Annotated in this window: 20 protein-coding genes and 1 pseudogene; 5 read left to right on the top strand and 16 right to left on the bottom strand. The window is 72.6% G+C overall.

The window, feature by feature from the left end; genetic code table 11:
• Positions 1 to 179 precede the first annotated feature (179 nt).
• Entirely contained in the window at positions 180 to 398 is a 219-nt protein-coding gene (locus tag MFF61_RS09225; RefSeq protein ID WP_238234804.1) for a DUF6894 family protein, read from the top strand.
• Positions 399 to 586: 188 nt separating this feature from the next.
• On the opposite strand, the pseudogene MFF61_RS09220 reads toward MFF61_RS09225, so the two are convergent.
• Positions 587 to 1,057: pseudogene (locus tag MFF61_RS09220) on the bottom strand (hypothetical protein); the annotation flags it as partial.
• Between the two features lie 181 nt (positions 1,058 to 1,238).
• On the opposite strand from MFF61_RS09220, the gene MFF61_RS09215 reads away from it, so the two are divergent.
• Positions 1,239 to 2,513 (top strand): NAD(P)/FAD-dependent oxidoreductase, encoded by a 1,275-nt coding sequence (locus MFF61_RS09215; protein WP_238234803.1) that lies wholly within the window; start codon positions 1,239 to 1,241, stop codon positions 2,511 to 2,513.
• Between the two features lie 18 nt (positions 2,514 to 2,531).
• Here MFF61_RS09215 and MFF61_RS09210 read toward each other — a convergent pair whose 3' ends face one another.
• Positions 2,532 to 3,272 carry a 3-oxoacyl-ACP reductase family protein gene (locus tag MFF61_RS09210; protein WP_238234802.1) on the bottom strand — a complete coding sequence of 247 codons (741 nt, stop codon included), beginning with the start codon at positions 3,270 to 3,272 and terminating at the stop codon, positions 2,532 to 2,534.
• A gap of 82 nt (positions 3,273 to 3,354) precedes the next feature.
• Here MFF61_RS09210 and MFF61_RS09205 point away from each other — a divergent pair, with 82 nt between their 5' ends.
• Positions 3,355 to 4,047 carry a TetR/AcrR family transcriptional regulator gene (locus MFF61_RS09205; protein ID WP_238234801.1) on the top strand — a complete coding sequence of 231 codons (693 nt, stop codon included), beginning with the start codon at positions 3,355 to 3,357 and terminating at the stop codon, positions 4,045 to 4,047.
• 4 nt (positions 4,048 to 4,051) lie between these two features.
• A complete protein-coding gene (locus MFF61_RS09200; RefSeq protein WP_238234800.1) occupies positions 4,052 to 5,068 on the top strand; it encodes an LLM class flavin-dependent oxidoreductase in 1,017 nt (338 codons plus the stop codon).
• Positions 5,069 to 5,134: 66 nt separating this feature from the next.
• On the opposite strand, the gene MFF61_RS09195 is transcribed toward MFF61_RS09200, so the two are convergent.
• A complete protein-coding gene (locus tag MFF61_RS09195; RefSeq protein WP_238234799.1) occupies positions 5,135 to 5,512 on the bottom strand; it encodes a winged helix-turn-helix transcriptional regulator in 378 nt (125 codons plus the stop codon).
• Between the two features lie 88 nt (positions 5,513 to 5,600).
• On the opposite strand from MFF61_RS09195, the gene MFF61_RS09190 reads away from it, so the two are divergent.
• Entirely contained in the window at positions 5,601 to 6,212 is a 612-nt protein-coding gene (locus tag MFF61_RS09190; protein WP_238234798.1) for an FMN-dependent NADH-azoreductase, read from the top strand.
• A gap of 30 nt (positions 6,213 to 6,242) precedes the next feature.
• Here the strand turns inward: MFF61_RS09190 and MFF61_RS09185 are convergent, their stop codons facing one another.
• From MFF61_RS09185 to MFF61_RS09125, 13 genes are all read right to left on the bottom strand, one after another.
• On the bottom strand, positions 6,243 to 6,392 hold the full coding sequence (locus MFF61_RS09185; protein WP_238234797.1) for a hypothetical protein: 150 nt from the start codon (positions 6,390 to 6,392) through the stop codon (positions 6,243 to 6,245).
• A gap of 225 nt (positions 6,393 to 6,617) precedes the next feature.
• The gene (locus MFF61_RS09180; RefSeq protein ID WP_238234796.1) at positions 6,618 to 7,766 is read right to left on the bottom strand and encodes a pyridoxal phosphate-dependent aminotransferase; all 1,149 of its coding nucleotides are present in this window, start codon (positions 7,764 to 7,766) and stop codon (positions 6,618 to 6,620) included.
• Entirely contained in the window at positions 7,763 to 8,461 is a 699-nt protein-coding gene (locus tag MFF61_RS09175; RefSeq protein ID WP_238234795.1) for a glycosyltransferase family 2 protein, read from the bottom strand. Before MFF61_RS09175 ends, MFF61_RS09180 begins: the two co-directional genes overlap by 4 nt.
• Entirely contained in the window at positions 8,449 to 9,504 is a 1,056-nt protein-coding gene (locus MFF61_RS09170) for a radical SAM/SPASM domain-containing protein (protein ID WP_238234794.1), read from the bottom strand. Before MFF61_RS09170 ends, MFF61_RS09175 begins: the two co-directional genes overlap by 13 nt.
• The gene (locus MFF61_RS09165) at positions 9,501 to 10,838 is read right to left on the bottom strand and encodes an MptA/MptB family glycosyltransferase (protein WP_238234793.1); all 1,338 of its coding nucleotides are present in this window, start codon (positions 10,836 to 10,838) and stop codon (positions 9,501 to 9,503) included. Before MFF61_RS09165 ends, MFF61_RS09170 begins: the two co-directional genes overlap by 4 nt.
• On the bottom strand, positions 10,835 to 11,536 hold the full coding sequence (locus tag MFF61_RS09160) for a TIGR04282 family arsenosugar biosynthesis glycosyltransferase (protein WP_238234792.1): 702 nt from the start codon (positions 11,534 to 11,536) through the stop codon (positions 10,835 to 10,837). The genes MFF61_RS09165 and MFF61_RS09160 overlap by 4 nt, the downstream gene beginning before the upstream one ends.
• Positions 11,537 to 11,565: 29 nt before the next feature.
• Positions 11,566 to 12,291 carry a molybdopterin-dependent oxidoreductase gene (locus MFF61_RS09155; RefSeq protein WP_238234791.1) on the bottom strand — a complete coding sequence of 242 codons (726 nt, stop codon included), beginning with the start codon at positions 12,289 to 12,291 and terminating at the stop codon, positions 11,566 to 11,568.
• Positions 12,288 to 12,953 (bottom strand): cytochrome b/b6 domain-containing protein, encoded by a 666-nt coding sequence (locus tag MFF61_RS09150; RefSeq protein WP_238234790.1) that lies wholly within the window; start codon positions 12,951 to 12,953, stop codon positions 12,288 to 12,290. The genes MFF61_RS09155 and MFF61_RS09150 overlap by 4 nt, the downstream gene beginning before the upstream one ends.
• Positions 12,950 to 13,684: a substrate-binding domain-containing protein gene (locus MFF61_RS09145; protein ID WP_238234789.1), complete on the bottom strand. Its 735-nt coding sequence runs from the start codon at positions 13,682 to 13,684 to the stop codon at positions 12,950 to 12,952. The genes MFF61_RS09150 and MFF61_RS09145 overlap by 4 nt, the downstream gene beginning before the upstream one ends.
• Positions 13,685 to 13,810: 126 nt before the next feature.
• Positions 13,811 to 16,015: a hypothetical protein gene (locus tag MFF61_RS09140; protein ID WP_238234788.1), complete on the bottom strand. Its 2,205-nt coding sequence runs from the start codon at positions 16,013 to 16,015 to the stop codon at positions 13,811 to 13,813.
• Positions 16,016 to 16,219: 204 nt separating this feature from the next.
• Positions 16,220 to 16,825: an RNA polymerase sigma factor gene (locus MFF61_RS09135; protein ID WP_238234787.1), complete on the bottom strand. Its 606-nt coding sequence runs from the start codon at positions 16,823 to 16,825 to the stop codon at positions 16,220 to 16,222.
• A 7-nt stretch (positions 16,826 to 16,832) separates the two neighbouring features.
• Positions 16,833 to 17,120, bottom strand: coding sequence for a hypothetical protein (locus MFF61_RS09130; RefSeq protein WP_306423385.1), 288 nt, complete (start codon positions 17,118 to 17,120; stop codon positions 16,833 to 16,835).
• 130 nt (positions 17,121 to 17,250) lie between these two features.
• Entirely contained in the window at positions 17,251 to 18,180 is a 930-nt protein-coding gene (locus tag MFF61_RS09125) for a LysR family transcriptional regulator (protein ID WP_238234786.1), read from the bottom strand.
• Between the last annotated feature and the right edge of the window lie 213 nt (positions 18,181 to 18,393).

The raw sequence follows: 18,393 nt of genomic DNA, 5'->3' as shown, positions 1-18,393 counted from the left end.
GAATCCAATCGGCCGATGCGCCGAGCCCGATCACGATGCGTCGCTAAGCCGAAAGATCCGCACCGGATCGCGGATTGCTTGCTAGGTTCGGCGCGCTGGCCCGGCGTCCGGGCGCTCACCGCGAACGACGCAGGCCGTTTCGCACAGATGACGTGCGGCCAGCCTCTCCAGGAGGTCGCGTGCCCCAGCGCTTCTATTTCGACTTGACCGATGGGCTCACCACCATCCGCGATGATGACGGTGTCGAGGCGGACGATTTGCGCATGGCCCTGCAGCACGCCGAAGAGGCTATCGAGGAGATGCGGCAGAACGGCGAGCTGGCTCAGTTCAGCGGCCACTGGTGGCTCATCGTTCGCTCGAAGGACGGAACCGTGCTGGCAACCGTGGAAATTTCATAGTTCGCCTGACAGGATCACGCGCTTCTGTACAGCGAAATTCATATACTGCAATTCTGCGATGATCAAGTCCGTGATCGTGCAATCTATGTTAAAGTATGCGGAGCGGTTGTGTTGAGCTTTGCTGCTTGCGGACGGTCGGCTGCGCCGGTTCCGGCCGGATTCGAGTTCCGCGGGCGAGAGTCGCCACGGACCCGGGAGAGCCGCGGCCGCCAGATGCCGAGCATGACGTTGGCCGTCGCGACCGCGAGCAGCACCCACAGCGTCCCCCGCTCGGCCCCGAGGGATCCGGCCAGCGTCGCCGGGTCGACCTGGCCTGCCAGCGCGGCCGCGCTGCGATCGGCCTCCCGCTGCATCGGTCCCTGAACCCCCACGAAGCCGTACTCAAACAGCAGGATGCCGGAGGCGAGCTTCACCCAGGCCCATCCTGCGCTGTGGAAGCCGCGGTTCAGCGCGATCGCCAGCAGACCGGAAACCAGCGTCAGCGCGAGCGAAGGAAGGAACACCCAGGTGGCCACCGCGGCCATGGCCCCGCGCATCAGGGCATAGCCGGCCAGGGCCGAGGGCGGGGGCGTCACGCTCAGCAGAACGACCAGGGACGCCATCGCGCCCATCAGGCCGATGGAGCCCATCGTGTGGAGGAACTTCATCACGCGTCGCACCGACCCGACCAGCCTCCGCGGCAGCACGCGGCGAGCCTACGGGATGTTCGATTCCCCCGGCGTTCAAATTCCCGTGCCGGGCTGGACCACTTGCCCGGGCGGCGGCAGGGCCGCGCCGTGCTATGGGCGCCGGGCCGATCGGGCCGAACCCCCGGTCGGCCGTTCTCCAGGAAGGCAGCGGATGCCCGCACGCACAGGTCGCCACGTCGTCGTCATCGGCTCCGGCGCGGTCGGAACGGTGAGCGCCATCGAGTGCCTGCGCGCAGGACACCGCGTGACCGTGGTCGATCCAGGCCAGCCGGGCGGCGAGCAGGCGTCGAGCTACGGCAACGCGGGCTGGCTCTCCTCGCATTCCGTCATCCCGCCGGCCGAGCCCGGCATGTGGCGGAAGGTCCCGTCCTTCCTCCTCGATCCCCTCGGCCCGCTCGCGATCCGCTGGGCCTACCTGCCGCGCGTTCTGCCCTGGCTGATCCGCTTCCTCCTGGCGGCCCGGACCACGGCCCGGATCGAGCGGACGGCGCGAGCCATGCGGACGCTGCTCGTCGACGCGCCGCGGCTCCATGCCGGGCTTGCCGCCGAGGCCGGCGTGCCGGAGCTGATCGAGCGCCGCGGCGTCCTGCACGTCTATCCCGATCGCGCCGCCTTCGACGGCGAGGCCCGCGCGTGGGCCATCCGCCGCGCGGTCGGCGTCGCGTGGCTCGAACTGTCGGCCGACGAGCTGCGGCAGCGCGAGCCCGACCTGCACCCGCGCTACACCTTCGGCGTCGTGGTCGAGGAGGCCGGGCATTGCCGCGATCCCGGAACCTACGTCGCCGCCCTGTCCAGGCTGGCGCGCGAGCGGGGGGCGACCTTCGTCACGACCCGCGCGACGGGGTTCCGTCTCGACGGGACACGCCTCGCCGCCGTCACGACGGACCAGGGGGAGATCGCCTGCGACGGCGCCGTGGTCGCGGCCGGTGCCCGCTCCAGGGCGCTGACCGCGTCGCTCGGCGACCCGCTCCCCCTCGAAAGCGAGCGCGGCTACCATGTCATGCTCACCGACGCCGCGCTCGGTCCCCGCACGCCGATGATGGCGTCGGACGCGAAGATGATCGTCAACGTCATGAACGGAGGCGTGCGGGCGGCCGGTCAGGTCGAGTTCGCCGGTCTGGCGGCGGCCCCCAACTGGAAGCGCGCGGAGATCCTGCGCGACCATCTGATCGCGATGTTTCCCAGGCTGGCCGGGACCGTCGGGGCAAACAGCCAGCGGGTGTGGCTCGGGCATCGTCCGAGCATGCCGGACGGGCGCCCCTGCATCGGGCCGGCGCGCCGGACCTCCGACGTGATCTACGCCTTCGGGCACGGCCATGTCGGCCTCGTCGGCTCGGCGCGCACCGGGCGCCTCGTCGCGCAGCTCGTCAGCGGCGCGACGCCCGAGATCCCGCTGGATCCCTTCGAGCCCGGGCGCTTCCTGTAGGCGCGCCCGGCCGAGGCGTCAGGCGTTCGCGCCACCGTCGACCGTGAGGGCGGTGCCGGTGATCTGGCGCGCGGCGGGGCCGGCGAGGAAGGCCACCGCGGCCGCGATGTCCTCGGGCTTTCCGTAATGGCCGAGGGCGGTCATGGCCCGCTGCATGTCCGCCTGCGCGCCATCGGCCGGGTTCATGTCGGTATCGGTCGATCCCGGCTGCACGAGGTTCACAGTGATGCCGCGGGGCCCGACTTCGCGCGCCAGCCCCCGCGTGAAGGAGAGCAGGGCGGATTTCGACATGGAATAGACGGTCACGCCCGGGAACGGGACGCGCTCGCCGAGGCACGAACCGATGGAGATGATCCGGCCGCCCTGCCCGAGATGGGGGATGGCGGCCTGCGAGGCCAGCACGACCGAGCGGACGTTCACGTCGAGGATGGCGTCGATGTCGGCGAGGCTCATCTCGGCCACCGGGCCGCCGCGGGCGATGCCGGCATTGTTCACCAGGATGTCGAGGCCGCCGAGTTGCTCGGCCGCCGTGGCGACCGAGCGCGTCACGGCGGCGGCGTCGGCGCTGTCGGCCTGGATGGCGACGGCGCGGCGGCCCTTCGCCTCGATGGCACGGACGACCTCGGCCGCGCGGTCGGCGGACCGCTCGTACGTGATGGCGACGTCCGCGCCCTTCTCCGCGAGCGCCAGCGCGATGGCGGCGCCGATGCCGCGGGAAGCGCCCGTCACGAGGGCACGCTTGCCGGCGAGTTCGGTCATGGTCGGGCCTTTTGTGTAGTGATCGACACAGAAATGGCTAGGCGGATTGTGGGCCGGGGTCAAGGGATTTATAGAACGAGCGATGCAGAATTCCGCACCCGGGCGATCCCCAGACCGGCCGCCGGCCCGCGGTCGCGGCCGGCCGCGCGGGTTCGACCGTGAGGCGGCCTTGGGGCAGGCGATGCGCCTGTTCTGGCGCAAGGGCTTTACGGCGACCTCCATCTCCGACCTGACGCAGGCCATGGGCATCGGGTCGCCGAGCCTCTACGCGGCGTTCGGCTCCAAGGAGGCGCTCTACGCCGAGGCCCTGCGCCATTACGGCGAGCGGTACGAGGCGTCCGTCTGGGCCAACTTCGCCGCGGCGGACACGGCTCGGGCGGCCGTCGAGGCGCTCCTGATGGACTCGGCCGCCGCCCTGACGGGCTCCAGCGGGGGCGAGGAACCGCGCGGCTGCATGGTGACGCTCTCGGCGGCCGGCAGCGAAGGGCCCGCCGAGCTCGGCGCGCTGGTGTGCGCCGCCCGCGCGCGCGGGTTCGATCGCGTCGTGGCGCGCCTCGAGCGCGCGGCGGCCGAGGGCGAGATCGGCCCCGCGGCCGATGTGGCGTGCCTCGCCCGCTTCGTGATGACGGTGCAGGGCGGCATGTCGCTCCAGGCCCGCGATGGGGCGAACCGGACCGAACTGGAGGCCGTCGCCCGTCAGGCGATGCGCGGGTGGGACGCGGGCGTCGCGGCCGCCGGGACCGGCGCCTGCCGCGCCGGACCGCACCAGGGATGAACGGATGAAGCGAATCGGCTTTCTGTCGTTCGGGCATTGGTCGCCGACCTCGCGCTCGGAGACACGCTCGGCGCGCGATACCCTGCTGCAGGCGATCGACCTCGCGGTGGCAGCGGAGGAGCTCGGCGCGGACGGCGCCTACTTCCGGGTTCACCACTTCGCGCGCCAGCTCGCCTCGCCGTTCCCGCTGCTCGCTGCGATCGGAGCCCGGACCCGGCGCATCGAGATCGGCACCGCCGTCATCGACATGCGCTACGAGAACCCGCTCTCCCTGGTCGAGGATGCCGGCGCGGCGGATCTGATCGCGGGCGGGCGCCTCCAGCTCGGCCTCAGCCGAGGCTCGCCCGAGCAGGTCATCGACGGCTGGCGGCACTTCGGCTACGCCCCGGCCGAGGGCGAGAGCGATGCCGACATGGGGCGCCGGCACGCCGAGGTGTTTCTCGACCTGCTGAAGGGTGAAGGGTTCGCCGAGCCCCATCCGCGGCCGATGTTTCCCAATCCGCCCGGGCTCCTGCGCCTGGAGCCGCATTCCGAGGGTCTACGGGAGCGGATCTGGTGGGGATCGGCCTCCGACGCCACGGCGGTCTGGGCGGCCCGGCACGGCATGAACCTGCAAAGCTCGACCCTCAAGGCGGACGAGACCGGCGAGCCGTTCCACATCCAGCAGGCCAGGCAGATCCGCCGCTACCGGCAGGCCTGGAAGGAGGCGGGACACGCGCGCGCGCCGCGGGTCTCCGTCTCCCGGTCGATCGTCGCGCTCGTGAACGATCGCGACCGCGCCTATTTCGAGGGCGGCGGGAGCGGCGATCAGGTCGGCATCATCGACAGCATGCGGGCGGTGTTCGGCCGCTCCTACGCGGCGGAGCCGGAGCGGCTGATCGAGGCGCTCAGGGCCGACGAGGCCATCGCCGAGGCCGACACCCTGCTGCTCACGGTGCCGAACCAGCTGGGCGTGGCCTACAACGCCCATCTCATCGAGAGCATCCTGACGCATGTCGCTCCGGCGCTCGGCTGGCGGTGATCTGCCGCCTGACGGGCGGAGGCCCGCGGCGTCGCGCCTTGCGCGGGTCCGCGGGCGCATGGCCTCTCAGCGATCCGCGCTGGCGTCGTAGCGCGTCTGCGCCGCGTCGATGAGGTCCAGATGGTCGAAGGCCCAGGCCCCGAGCGCCTGGACCGGTTCGGCCAGCGAATGGCCGAGCTGCGTCAGCGCGTAATCGACGCGCGGCGGGATGGAAGGCGTCACTGTCCGGCTCACCAGCCCGTCGCGCTCCAGGTTGCGCAGGGTCAGCGTCAGCATCCGCTGCGAGATGTTACCGATTCCACGCTTCAGCTCGTTGAAGCGCTGAGGCTGCCGACGCAGGAGCATGATGACGAGCACGCTCCACTTGTCACCGATGCGCGAGAGTACGCGAGACACTTTCGCGCATTCGGCCCTGTGTTCGAAGACTGGCTCAGTCACATCCATGTAACCTCGGTATCAACGCTGTGCGTTCTTGCGCGGTGTCTCGCGCACCGTATCCTATCCCGGTCACAAAGGGGAACCGGGTTACGCTATGAAACTTCTCCACATCGACACCAGCATCCTCGGCGCCGGCTCGGTCTCGCGCGAATTGTCGAGGCTGATCGTCGGGCGGCTCACCGCGGGCCGGCAGGCCGAGGTGACCTACCGCGATCTCGTCGTCGAGAACCTGCCGCACCTGACGGTGGCGACGCTTCCGAGCGCGCATCCGGCTTCGGCCATGGCCGGTCCCCTGGATGCGCAGGGCCAAGCCGTCCGGGACGCCAGCGACCGGATGCTCGACGAGTTCATCGCCGCGGACGCGGTGGTCGTCGGGGTGCCGATGTACAACTTCACCGTCCCCTCGCAGCTGAAGGCCTGGATCGACCGGCTGGCGGTGCCCGGCCGGACGTTTCGCTACGGCCCGAACGGGCCGGAGGGGCTGCTCGCCGGCAAGCGCGTGATCGTGGCCCTGGCGCGCGGCGGGTTCTACGGCCCGGCGACGGAGGCGGCTTCCGCGGAGCACGCCGAGAGCTACCTGCGCGCGGTGCTCGGCTTCATGGGCATCGCGCCCGAATTCGTGCTGGCCGAAGGGCTGGCGGCCGGGGACCACAAGACCCAGGCGCTGGCCTCCGCCCGTGATGCCGTCGCGCGGATCGCCGCCTGAAGCTGAGCCCCTGCGGCGCGGGCGCCCCCCTCATCGGCCCAGCCGGTTGATATCGGCCGATTCCAGGACGAAGCGGTCGGCCCGGCTCTCGACGATGCGCGGCATGGCCCGGCCGAGCGTCTGCGCGGGAGTGACGAGGGACGGGGCCAGGCGCTGAACGAGCGGGACCAGCGGTCTCATCGCGATCAGGCCGGCCCCGGTAGGCCCGCACGCGGCTCTTGATGCCCGGCCCCAGTCGGATCGGGCCGGGCCGCACCACGCCGGCATGCCGGAACGACATTGCGCGCAGCGCCGCCTCGACCCGCTGGCGCACCCGAGGGCCCCCATCCACCCCAATCCGCTCGCTGGAGAGCCGCTGGCGGTGCATCGACCGGCGGACGCGGAGCGGGATCGGAGCTGTCCGGATCAGACGGGACACGGGGCAGGTTGGATTCGTGACCCAGGCACCTCGGCGAGGTGCGCATCGAAGACCTCCAGAGCGGAGGCGACGCGGGCATGGCCGAGACTGATGCGGAGGTGATCGACCGGGACGCGCCCGAGGGGCGACCGCCACAGGGCCGCGGGCAGGATGAGCAGACCGGCGTTGCGCGCGAGGTCGGCCGCGAAGGCTTCGGCGTCGCCGCCGCGATAGCGCGGGAACGCGAAGGCGAGGTTGTGCGCGCCGTCCGGGGCGAACAGGCCGGAATGCTGCGCAAGCAGCGCGTCGAGGCGGGCGCGGTTGCGGCGCCCGATCTCGCGCGTCCGCGCCAGGATCGGCTCGCTGTTGCGCAGGGCAACGTGCGCCAGCACCTCGCTCGCTGAGGACAGGCAACTCGACAGGCCGCTCTTCACCGCCAGGGTGCGGGCGAGCAGGGCGCGGTCGCGGCAGGCGATCCAGCCGACGCGCAGGCCCGGCAGCCCGAACCCCTTCGACAGACCGTCGACCGAGATGCCCCGCTCGTAGACCTCCACCACGGCCGGCGGAGGCGCCGTGTCGGTCTCGCGGTAGACCTCGTCGATGACGAGCCAGAGGCCGCGGCGGCGGCAGAGCGCCACCAGCGCGTCGAGAGCCGCGCGCGGGAGCGAGGCGCCGGTCGGGCTGTTGGGGAAGTTCGCGAGGACGAGCTTGGTGTTCGGCCGCAGGGCCGCGGCGAGGCGGTCGAGGTCGAGCGTCCACGCACCGTCGTCGGCGAGCGGCACGCCGGTCGCGGCGCAGCGCGCCGTCACGGCCTGCTCGGAGGGCTGGTAGAGCGGCAGCACCACCACGGCGTGGTCGTCAGGCGTCAGCAGCGCGCCCATCAGGCAGGCGGCGGCCTCCTGCGCGCCCGCGCAGCAGAGCACGTCGTCGGCGGCAAGCCCCGCGTGGCGCCGCGCGATCGCCTCCCGCAGCCAGGGCGCGCCGCGCGGGTCGGCGTAGCCGAGGTCGAGGGCATCCCAGCGGCGCTGGTCCTCCGCGTCCGCGAGGGCGAGGAGCGCCGAGAGCGGCAGGGTCTCGGAATCGGAGGCCGCGAGGTCGTGCCGGATTCCGGCGCTCCAGCGCGCCAGGAAGGCCGCCAGGGCGAAGGAGTCGCTCACCGGCCGGGCGCGGGTCCGGCCGCCACGCGCAGGAAGGTCGCGACGATGCGGCTGCCCGCGCGCAGGGTGCCGGGCAGCGACCCGGCGACCTTGGAGGCGCCGCCCGCCCGGCGCCGGTAGGGCAGCGGCACCTCGGCGATGCGCAGGGAGGCGCGGGCGGCCTGCATCTGCATCTCGATGTTCCAGCCGTAGGTCATCTCGCGCAAGTTCAGGCGGGCGAGCGCCGCCCGGTCGATCGCCCGGAAGGCGCACATGTCGGAGTAGCGCACGCCGGTGAGCGCCCCGATGCCGAGGCCCGCGAGGCGCCCGGCGAGCACCTGATGCCAGAGCATCGCGCCGGGCTCGCGCATCCCCCGGGTGCGGGTGGCGAGCACGAGGTCCTTCGCGCCCGCCAGCACCGGGCCGGCGATCTCTCCCATCAGGTCGGCGCGGTCGGCGCCGTCGCCGTCGAGGAAGACAATCACGCGGCTCTCAGGCGCCGCCGCCGCGGCGCCCGCCGCGCAGGCCCGGCCGTAGCCGCGCCCCGCCGCGATCACCCGGGCGCCTGCGGCCTCGGCGATCTCGCGCGTGCGGTCGCGGCTGCCGCCATCCGCCACGATGAGGTCGCCCGCGAAGGCGCGCGGGATCTCGGCCAGCACCGCCCCGATGGTCTCGGCCTCGTCCAGGGTCGGGATGACGACGCTCACAGGCTCCATCGCAAGCCGCAATTCCTGCAGGGAGCCGGGGGCGCCTCGGAGAGGAGCGCGGTGCGGAAGTCGCGGTAGGCCGCGCCGTTCCAGATCTCGCGCAGCGAGGCCTGGGTCGCGTCGCCGAGCGTGTAGTGGGAATAGCCCCTGACCGAGAAGGGCGCGATGCAGCAGGGCAGCGCCCGGCCATGCGCGGTGAAGTACATCAGCGACCACGGCCGGCGGCAGGTCGACCAGGGCTGGTCCTCCGCCTGCCGCTTCAGGCTGAGGCCCGGCTCGGTGGCGCCGGAGGCGTCGAGGGTCACGCCGCACTCCGCCCCGATCGCCTGCGCGGCCGCGATCGCCGCCAGTTCCTCCGCGCGCGTGCTCTCGAACAGCGACAGGTCGGAGCGGGCCATGCCGTAGCCGCCCTCGTCGAAGACCAGGCGCTGCAGGTGGACCTCCGCCACGCCCATCTCGGCGGCGAGCCGCACGAAGGCGGGCAACTGGTCGATCGTCTCCTTGAGGCCGGTGAGCCAGAGCGAGACCTTCGGGGTCGCCGCCCCGACCTTGCGCTGGTAGGCGACGAACTTGCCGACATCGCGCACGATGCGGTCGAAGAAGTCCTTGCCGCGCACCTTGAGGTACGATTCGCGGTCGGCGGCATCGAGCGAGACGCGCAACTCGTCGAGGCCGGTGTCGATCAGCTCCTGGAAGCGCCGCGGCTGCATCAGGGTGCCGTTCGTGTTGAACAGCACGTAGGTGCCGCGGTCCTTCAGGTAGCGGATCATCCGTGGCAGCGCCTTGACCAGCATCGGCTCGCCGACGCCGTGCAGCACCACGCGGGCGACGTCCGGCACCTGATCGACGATCCGGGTGAACAGCTCCCAGCTCATGTCGGCCGGGGGCTCCAGCGTCTCGAAGGTGCGCGGGCAGGTCTCGCAGAGGAGATTGCAGCGGTTCGTCACCTCCAGGTAGAGGCAGACCGGCGGCGTCTCGGCCGCGGCGGAGCGCCTGGCGTCGATCTCCTCGAAGTAGCGGCGCGGGTCCTTGAGGGCGGGGGCTGCCGTCATGAGGCTCCTCTCGGGCTGGCGAGGGCGGGCGCGGCGGGCCGGATCGCCCGCAGCGCCAGGATCAGGGCCGGGACGAAGACGAGGCCCGGCCAGACGAAGCGCTCGTTGAAGGGATCGACGAAGAACAGCACGGGCGCGGCCGAGAGCCAGATCACGGCCGGGCTCGGCGCCACCGCGGCGGGCAGCGCGAGCCACGCATAGTACCATGCGTAATGCGGGTTCGCGGCAGCGGTCGCGACGGCGGCGAGCAGCCCCGCGTCGCGGCAGAGCCGGACCGCATCCGGCCCATCGGACGGGGGCCGCCGGGTCGCGACCCAGAGGGAGAGCGCCGCGAAGGCGATGGCCGCGCAGAGCCCGTAGACCCGGCCCGCCGAATCGGGGAGTGCCACGAGGTGGGACAGGCCCGCGAGCAGCCAGACGCCGCGCCCGGTGTCGAACCCCTCCTCGGCCCCGTAGGCCGGCAGGAAGCCGAGCACCTGCCACCCGGCCGAGAGGTAGAGGGCGTAGAGGGCGACGATCACCGCCGCGCCCGCGAGCGCCGGGCGCCAGAGCCGCCCGCCCCGCACGAAGGCCGGCGCGACGACGACCGGCAGGAACTTCACCAGCATCGCCGCGGCGACGAGCGCGCCGGCCACGCCCTCGCGGTGCCGCGCGCGGGCGAGGAGCGCCAGGGCGACGAGCCCCACCGCCAGCGCGTCGACGTGGCCGTCGAGGGAGAAGGACCACAGGACCAGCGGGTTCCAGGCGTAGATCAGCACCCGCACCCGCGGCAGGCCGGCGAGCGCGAGGAGGCGCAGGAGGCAGAGCACCGCGACCGCCTCGCACAGCAGCATCGCGGCCTTCATGGCGGTGACGCCCGCGCCGACCCGCGCCACGAGCGCGAAGAAGACCTGCGCGGCCGGCGGATAGATGGTGTGGGCATAGTCGGCCCGGTTGATCAGCGGGAACACGTCCGGGTCGCGCAGGTGCGAGAGCGCCGGATCGGCCGGGACGTACCGGTAGGGGTTGATGCCCGCCGCCTGCACGCGCCCGTCCCAGACGTAGCGGTAGATGTCGCTCGACAGGAACGGGGGCTCGACCAGCAGCACGAGGCGCAGGAGCGCGGCGAGCGCGAGGACGAGCCAGGGGGCGTAAGCCGGCAGGTCGCTTCGCAGCACGAGGCGCACGGCGAGGAGGTAGATCCCCACCTGGACCGCCAGCACGCCGACGAAGAGGTTGGCCCTGAGCGGCGTGCCGACCGTGTCGGCGCCGGGGATGTGGAGCGCGAGCGCGCAGAACGTCAGCGCGGCGAGGGCCGCACCGAGCACGAGGAGGCGATCGCGCGGTGCCCTCATGCGGTGAGCCGCGGCGCCACCCGGGCGGTCCCGCCGAGCCGCGCCAGCACGCCGCGGGTGGCCGGAGCAACGTAGCCGTCCCGCTCCGCGCGCAGGCGGGCGAGCGAGGCGGCGTCGTCCACGTCGTACCAGGGCGGCAGTTCGACGAGGGGCAGGCTGATGCCGCGCGCCCGCGCCCGGGTCGCCTCGGCGACCGTGTCGGTGCTCCAGGCGATGCCCGTGAACAGGGCGGCATGGCGGGCCTTGAGCCCCAGCAGGTAGTAGCCGCCGTCCGCGCAGGCACCGAGCACGGCCCGGTCCCCGGGCTGGAGCAGCAGGCGGGCGGCCTCGACGAGGATGTCGGTGGGCAGCGTCGGGCAGTCGGAGCTGAGAAGGCAGGCGGCCGGGTGGCCGAGGTCGAAGAGCCCGTCGAGGGCGTGGAGCAGGCAGCGCCCGAACCCCTCGACGCCCTCCGGCATCGGCACGGAGCCGTCCGCGAGGACGAGGCCCGTCCCGGGGGCGAGACCTGCGCGCAGCAGGTCCTCGGTGCCCTGCGGCGCGTAGGCAGCGTAGGCCGCGATCGGCGCCCGCCGCGCGGCCTCGGCGAGGTTCTCGGTGGTGTCGCGCAGGAAGGCCGCGCTCAAGGCGGCGGCCTCGTCGGGCGCGAGGGGCGGGCAGAGCCGCGTCTTCGAGCGGCCGGCCTGGGGCGCCTTGGCCATCACCCCGATGGCGCAGGGGGCGGGCGCCCTCACAGGCCGCTGAACCAGTTGTAGCCGCGGTCGGGCCAGTAGCCGCGCGGCTCCTTGTCGGTGACGTAGAGCGTGGTGACGAATTTCGGGTTCTTGAACCCGAGCTTCGTCGGGATGCGCAGCTTGAACGGGAAGCCGTGCCGGTGCGGGAGGAGGGCGTCGTGGAGCCGGAAGGCCATCAGCGTCTGCGGATGCAGCGCCGTCGGCATGTCGATTCCCTCGTAGTAGCCGTCCGCGCACTCGAACCCGACGTAGCGGGCCGTGGTGTCGGCGCCGATCCGTTCGAGGAAGACCCGCAGCGGCGTGCCGGTCCACTTCCCGATCATGCTCCAGCCCTCGACGCAGATGTGCCGGGTCACCTGCGTCACCTGGGGCAGCGCGTGCAGCGCGTCGACGGACCAGGATCTTTTGTCACTTATCCGCCCGGCGAGGCCGAGCCGGTAATCCTTCGGGTCGAGGACCGGGGCTTGGTCGGGCCCGTACCACGCGTTGTAGCGGAAATCCTTGACCGCCATCGATTCCGGGAAGGTCGGGGCGAGGCGGTGCGGGCCGAACAGGGCCGCCTGGACCCGGTCGTTCCAGACCGAGACCCGCTGCAGGGCGTCCTGCACGGCGTCGTGATCGCTGACGTTGCAGCCGGTGAGCAGCGTGAGCGCCCCGAGCGTCACGCCGCCCCCGAGCAGCCGGCGGCGCGTGGGGTCGAAATCCTGTCCGGGGCGGATCACGGCGCCTCTCCTTCGGGTTCGGGTGACGGGCCGGAACGGCCGGTGATCATCGACACGAGCGTGCGCGGCACCAGCGCCACGAGGGCGAGGTGGACGGCGAGGAAGCCGACGATCGCCGTCATGGCGAGGAAGTGCACGGTCCGGGCGCCCTGGAAGCCGCCGAACAGGGTCTCCAACGGGTAGGTCTGGACCGGCTTCCAGATCGCGATCCCGGAGAGGATGACGACGACGAGCGCCAGGAGCACGCCCCAGTAGAAGGCCTTCTGCACCGCGTTGTAGACGCCGAGCCGGTGCTCCAGGCGGAAGCACAGCGCGTCCGTGAAGTCCCTCACGAAGGCGCGCGGGGTGAGCGGCAGGTAGTCCCGGCGGAAATGGCCCGAGAGCAGGCCGTAGAGCAGGAACAGGCCGAAGGCCGCCCCGAGCAGCCACATCCCGGCGAAGTGCCACGCGATCGCGCTCGCCACGCCCGGGTCGCCGTGGCGGGCGAGCGCCGCCTCGACGTCGCCCCCGAGCGTGGCGAAGAGCGGGAAGCGGAAGGGCAGGATCGGCTCGGCGTTGTAGATCCGCCAGCCGCTGCCGATCATCACCAGGACGGCGATGGCCATGGTCCAGTGGGCCAGCCGCAGCGGCCACGCATGGGTCTGGACGCCCTTCTGGCTCATGCGGCGATCTCCAGGCCTTGGGCCGTCAGGGCGCTCCGGCCCTCGGGCGAGAGCAGGAAGTCGAGGAAGGCCCGCGGGTTGGGACGGCGCGCGAGCGTCGTGACGGCGGCCCGGTAGACGACCGGCGGGGCGACGGAGTCGGGCAGATGGCGGATCGCCTCCAGGCCGGGACGGGAAGGCAGGTCGGCGGCGTGGAGGAGCCCCGCCTTCACCTCGCCGCGCGCGATCAGGAAGGCGACCTCGTCGGTGTCGAGGGCGCCGCGGATCGGCACGTCCCCGAGGGCCAGCGCCCGGATCGCCGCGAGCCCGTCCACGTCCGCGGCGGGCGTCGGGTCGGGGACGGCGACCGGGCCCTTCAGGGCGTCCGCGCCGGCCCCTCGCTTGGCGGCGAGCACGAAGCGGTTGCGCCATGCGCCTGCCGCCTCGCCGGAGATCAGCCCGGCCTCGGCGGCCGCGCGCAGGAGGGGCGCCTGCGTGACCAGGAGATCGTTCTGCACCCTGCGGACGAGTTGCGGGACGAGGAGGCCCGGGCTTGTCGGGAAGATCCGCACGCGCACGCCCGCGGATGCGTGGAACCGCTCGGCCGCGTGCGCGAGGGCCGGCACCGCCGCCGTGTCGCAGTTGAGGACGAGGTCCGTTGTCGTGACGTCTCCGTCCGAACTCTGGGGCTTGGCCGCCACGAACGACAGCAGAGGCAGGCTCTGGAGCAGGCGTCGGCGCAGGATCGTCATGCGGGCGCAGTCCTTCGATCGACCTGACAGACCATTCGGTGGACCCTGCGGTACGGTTACGCTGCGGAGGCGAGATTTTTCCGCGATGCCGAAAGGATTGGAGCGCGCGAGGCCCGCCGGCCGGGGTCAGGGCGTCCCGGCGCCCTGCCGCACGGCGCCGCCCATCGTGTCGATCATCCGCGGAGAGGATTGCGTGACGTCGTCCATGACGAGCTGGTTCATCGCGCAGATGAAGGAGGACAGGCGGTAGCCGTCGTGCCGCGACAGGGCGTTGTCGAAGGCGCGCACGTTCCAGAACGGATCGCTGGCGAGCGTGATCGGCGCGATGCCGGTGAGCGGCAGGCCGTGCAGGAAGCGCGCCGCGGGCCGTCCCGCTGCGCCGCCGGCCGCATCGGGGCTCCCGAGATCCTCGCTGTCCCAGAACGCCCCGTGCCCGTCCTGCCGCCGCGCCCGCGCCCGCGTCAGCCAGCCATCCGTGCGCGGGCAGTCGATCGCCGCGTCGGCGAGCGTGGCGTAGGGGTTGTGGTGCTCGACGCCGGCCTCCCGCAGCCCGAGCAGCTCGTGGGTGGTGCCGAAGGGCGCGGCCGAGGGCTGCGCGTCCGCGAGCACGCCCGCCGCCGGCCGCGGCGGATCGAGGTTGCCGATCGTGCGCGATTCCTCCCGCAGGCTCACCTGGAACGGAAAGGTCTCGGCGAGGACCGAGACGGCGCGCAGGGGCAGCGTCAGCAGCCGGTCGAGCACGCTCGCGCGCCGCGGCGGCGTGCAGGTCATGCCCCGGGGCTGGCGGCCCTCGAACCGGGCGGCGAGGCGGTCGAGATAACCGGCGGCCGGGCGGAAATCGAGCTTGAAGGCCGGGAACAGGTCGTGCGTCGCCCAGTCGTAGTCGACGCCGGAATGGAACATCGTGTCCGTGCCCGCGAGCCGCTGCCGGATGCGCCGGCGCGCGGCCTCGTACCCGTCCTCGATGTCGAGGCCGATCCAGGCGCAGTCGCCCGGCCGCAGCCCTCCGGCCGGAAAGGCGAGGGCCGCCGTCACCGACATCATCACGGGGCGCTGCTCGGGCGGGAACAGGCCGGTGTCGCGGGCGACCTCGGCCGGGCTGGTGTGCTCGTCGGGATGGAGCGCGACGCGCTCCCAGACGGCCCGCTGGATCGCCGTCCACTTGCTCGCCTCGGAGGCCGGGTTGATCAGCACCACGAGGTTGCCGAGGACCGGCGGCAGCACCTGGCCGAAGCGGTGCCGCCGCACCGCCTTCAGCACGTCGTCCTTCAGGCCGGTGGCGAGCATGTTGCCGCCCAGGCTGTGGCCGGCGACGATCAGGCGGTTGCGGCGCTCGGCGCCGTCCGGGCGGGGGGCGGCCAGCACCGACTCGATGGAGCGCAGCGCCGAGACCGCCGCGGGCGCGATCGCCTCGCTCACCGGCTTGCGGTCGAACAGGGTGGCTCCGGCCGAGAGGCCGCCGAAGAAGCCACCGAGCGCCTCGCCGAACAGCCCCTTGAGGCCGCGCTCGTCCACCCGCGCGCCGCGCCACCCGACATAGATGCCGGTGACCTTCGTCTCGCAGGCTTGCGGATCGGCGGGGCAGCGCTGCTGCAGGAAGCGGGCGGCGTGCGCGGCGTAGAGCCGGAGATCGGCGACGTTGCGGTCGCCGATGCGGGCGTCGTGGCGCCAGCCGTGCACGAACACCATGACGTAGTGCGTTCCCGTCGCGAGATGGCGCATGAGCGCGTCGAGCTGCGTGATCACGGGCCTGAGACCGGCGGCACGCCCGCCGGCCGCGCGCCTCTCGCTCTCCATGGCCAAGCTGAGCATGGCGCGCGTGTCGTCCTCGTCGTCCTCGCCAGTGCGGGACACCAGCGCGTAGGGCTCTCCGGTCTCCTGGAATTCCAGGAAGCCGAGCGTGTAGTCGAGCGGTGCGGCCCCGGGCCGCTCGGCGGGGACGACGTGCCGCTGCAGGGCGCAGCGGAGGCGGGTGCCCCAGCGCGGATCGGCCGCGACCGCCTCGGTCTCGTCGTTGCTGGGATCGCGCCAGCCGCCGTCGTCGCGCGCGTCCGGCGGCGACCGCCCGGTCCGCGCCAGGATCGTCCAGCCCTGCGTGAGCCCCTCGCGGCATTCGGGATCGGACGGGTCGAGGTTCCGGTAGGCGGTCGCCTTCGGCGTGGAGAGGACGACGTAGTTCACGAAGAACAGGCCGAGCACGAGGAGGAGCACCGTGACCAGGGCGGCGAGCACGATGCGCAGGCCGCGCAGATAGCCATGCCAAAGCCAAGCGAGCCGGGACCGGCGCGGGGCGCCCGTCCCGGTCCGTCCGCTCGATGATCGCGAGGTCATGGCAGCCCTCCCGGGCGATGGTCGGCAAGGCTGAGCATCATTCCGCCGGTCACGAACGACCGGTGCCGAAGCGGCCACCGGTTCGGCGGCGGACATGATGCGACATCAACAGCCTCAGCAGCATTGCCCCGTGCCTTTCCTCCGAGAGCCATCGTGCGACGAACCGGGACGCTCGAGGTTCGCGCGCCTTGTCCGACGACCCGATCAGATCCTGCCCGAGCGGAGCCCCGGCTCTTCGCCCTCGCGGTCCGACAGGGTGTTCCGCAGGGCGCCGATCGCGCGGTGGAGGTTTACCTTCAGGGAGACCTTGCTGCGGCCGGTCCCGGCGGCGGCCTCGGCGAGCGAGCGCTCCCGCAGGACGAGCAGTTCGACCGCCAGCTTCTGGGCGGGAGGCAGCGCCTCGATCGCCCGGGTCAGGAGAGACTGGCGGTCATGGCGGGCGACCTGCTCCGAAGACAGCGGCGCCGGATCGACGGCGCTCTCGATGGCGGTCGGAGCATGCACCTCCGCGGCCTGGCGGGCGGACCGGCGCAGGTGATCGATGCTCCGCCGCTGCGCCAGGGCCCTCAGCCAGGGCAAGAACGGGCGCGCCGGGTCGTAGCTGGCGCGCACCCGATGCAGCGTGAGGAGCGTCTCCTGCACCACGTCGTCCAGAGCGGGCGCCGGAACACCCCGGGCGCGAGCCGTCGCGGCGATCACCGGCACGCAGTCGCGCAGCAGGATCCGGTAGGCGCGGGGGTCGCCGCCCTGTGCGGCGGTCATGGCGGCGGCGAGGCGGGCCTCGCCCGGCGAGGGGCCGGGGCAGGTCATCGCCGCCTCACCGCGTCACGGCGGCGTCGCCGGCCTTGTGAGCGATGGGCACCGCGCAGGTCCCCGCGTACTCCGCCTCGTCTCCGCACATGAGGTCAATGATGGCCGGGCGGTCGCCGTGGCTGCGCCAGGGCACGATGCGCTCGGCCCGCCCTTTCCCGCCGGGGACCACCGTGTCGGCCGGGCAGGCGCCCGCCGGGGCCGCGCCGGCGCCGAGCGCGGAGACGCCGGCCGTCATCGGCGCCGCGCACACGGTGCGGTGAGCGGTGCTGCGGAGCCTCGGAAACCGGATCATGGCTGCCGTCCTGGCGGTGTCGGGATCGTCCCGGGTGGGACTGGCCCGATCATCGGAGGCCGCGCACGCTTGCGGAAATGCCGTTTGGGCTCCGAGACGATGCCTTGCGGTTATGGGCCGGGTGCCGGCCTCACGCGGGAGGCGGCGCTTCGGCGGGCCGCTCCTCGCTGAGATCGAAACGGCTCGGAGGCCACGTGTACTGATTGAGCGCCGCCACGAGCGCCGCGAGCGGCGAGGACCAGCGCCGGCCCGCGACCGTGACGAGGCAGACCTGCCGGGCGACGACCGGGTCCAGCACCGGCAGCAGGGCGATGCCCGGCAGGGTGGCGGAGAATTCCGGCAGGAAGCACACCCCCATACCGGCCACCACCATGCTCTGGATCCAGTCCTCGCGCTCGCTGCGGTGCGAACGCAGGATCTCGGTGCCCTGTGCGTGCAGCAGGTCGGCGAGGTGGTCCCGGTACTCGCAGTTGATCCGCTGCAGGTAGATCTGCCCGGCCATGTCGCGCAGCCGCACGGCATTGCGGCAGGAGAAGGCGTGCAGCTGCCCGCAGGCGAGCATGAAGCGCTCCTCGTAGAGCGGGCTCGCCCGCAGCGGCGCGGGGAAGCCATCGGGCCGGGCCATGATGGCCACGTCGATCTCGCCCGACAGCAGCATCTCGGACAGGCGCGCCGGCACGCCCTCGATCAGGGTCAGCTCGATGCCCGGATGCGTGACCCGGAAGTGGTTCAGGAAGCCGACGAAGCGCAGCGGGCCGATGGTGCACATCACCCCGAGCGTGAGCTGCGCCCCTTCGAGCCGCAGGAAGCGCGAGGCGGCGCGCTTGGCGCGCTCGCGGTGCTCGATCATCTGCCGGAACTCCGGCTCCAGCAGGCGCCCGAGGTCGGTCAGGTGGACGTTGCTGCGCTCGCGCGAGAACAGCAGGCCGCCGAGTTCATCCTCCAGCTTCTGGATCGCGCGGGTCAGGGCGGGCTGCGTCACGTTGCAATGCTCGGCCGCCTTGGTGAAGGTCCCGAACGTGCTGACCGCCAGGAAGTAGCGGATCTCGTGGAGCTCCATAGTCGCTCGCCTCCTGCCGCGGCCCCACTGTCGCTCGCCCGTGAGATCCGCCATCGCCCCTGCCGCATGCACATCGTGCCGATGAGGCAAGGCAGTGCCGGTCACCCGACCCGCCACTCTCCGGCAGACTTCACCATAGTCCATGGCGACGCGGGCGGAGTGATGGTGGGATTGGGATTGCCCCGGATTGGTGGTTCTCCCGCACTTTGCGTG

It is taken from the genome of Methylobacterium isbiliense (assembly GCF_022179325.1).
Taxonomy (GTDB): Bacteria; Pseudomonadota; Alphaproteobacteria; order Rhizobiales; family Beijerinckiaceae; genus Methylobacterium; species Methylobacterium isbiliense.
The sequence above is the reverse complement of the archived record's forward strand: the minus strand, read 5'-3'. Positions and strand labels throughout refer to the sequence as shown.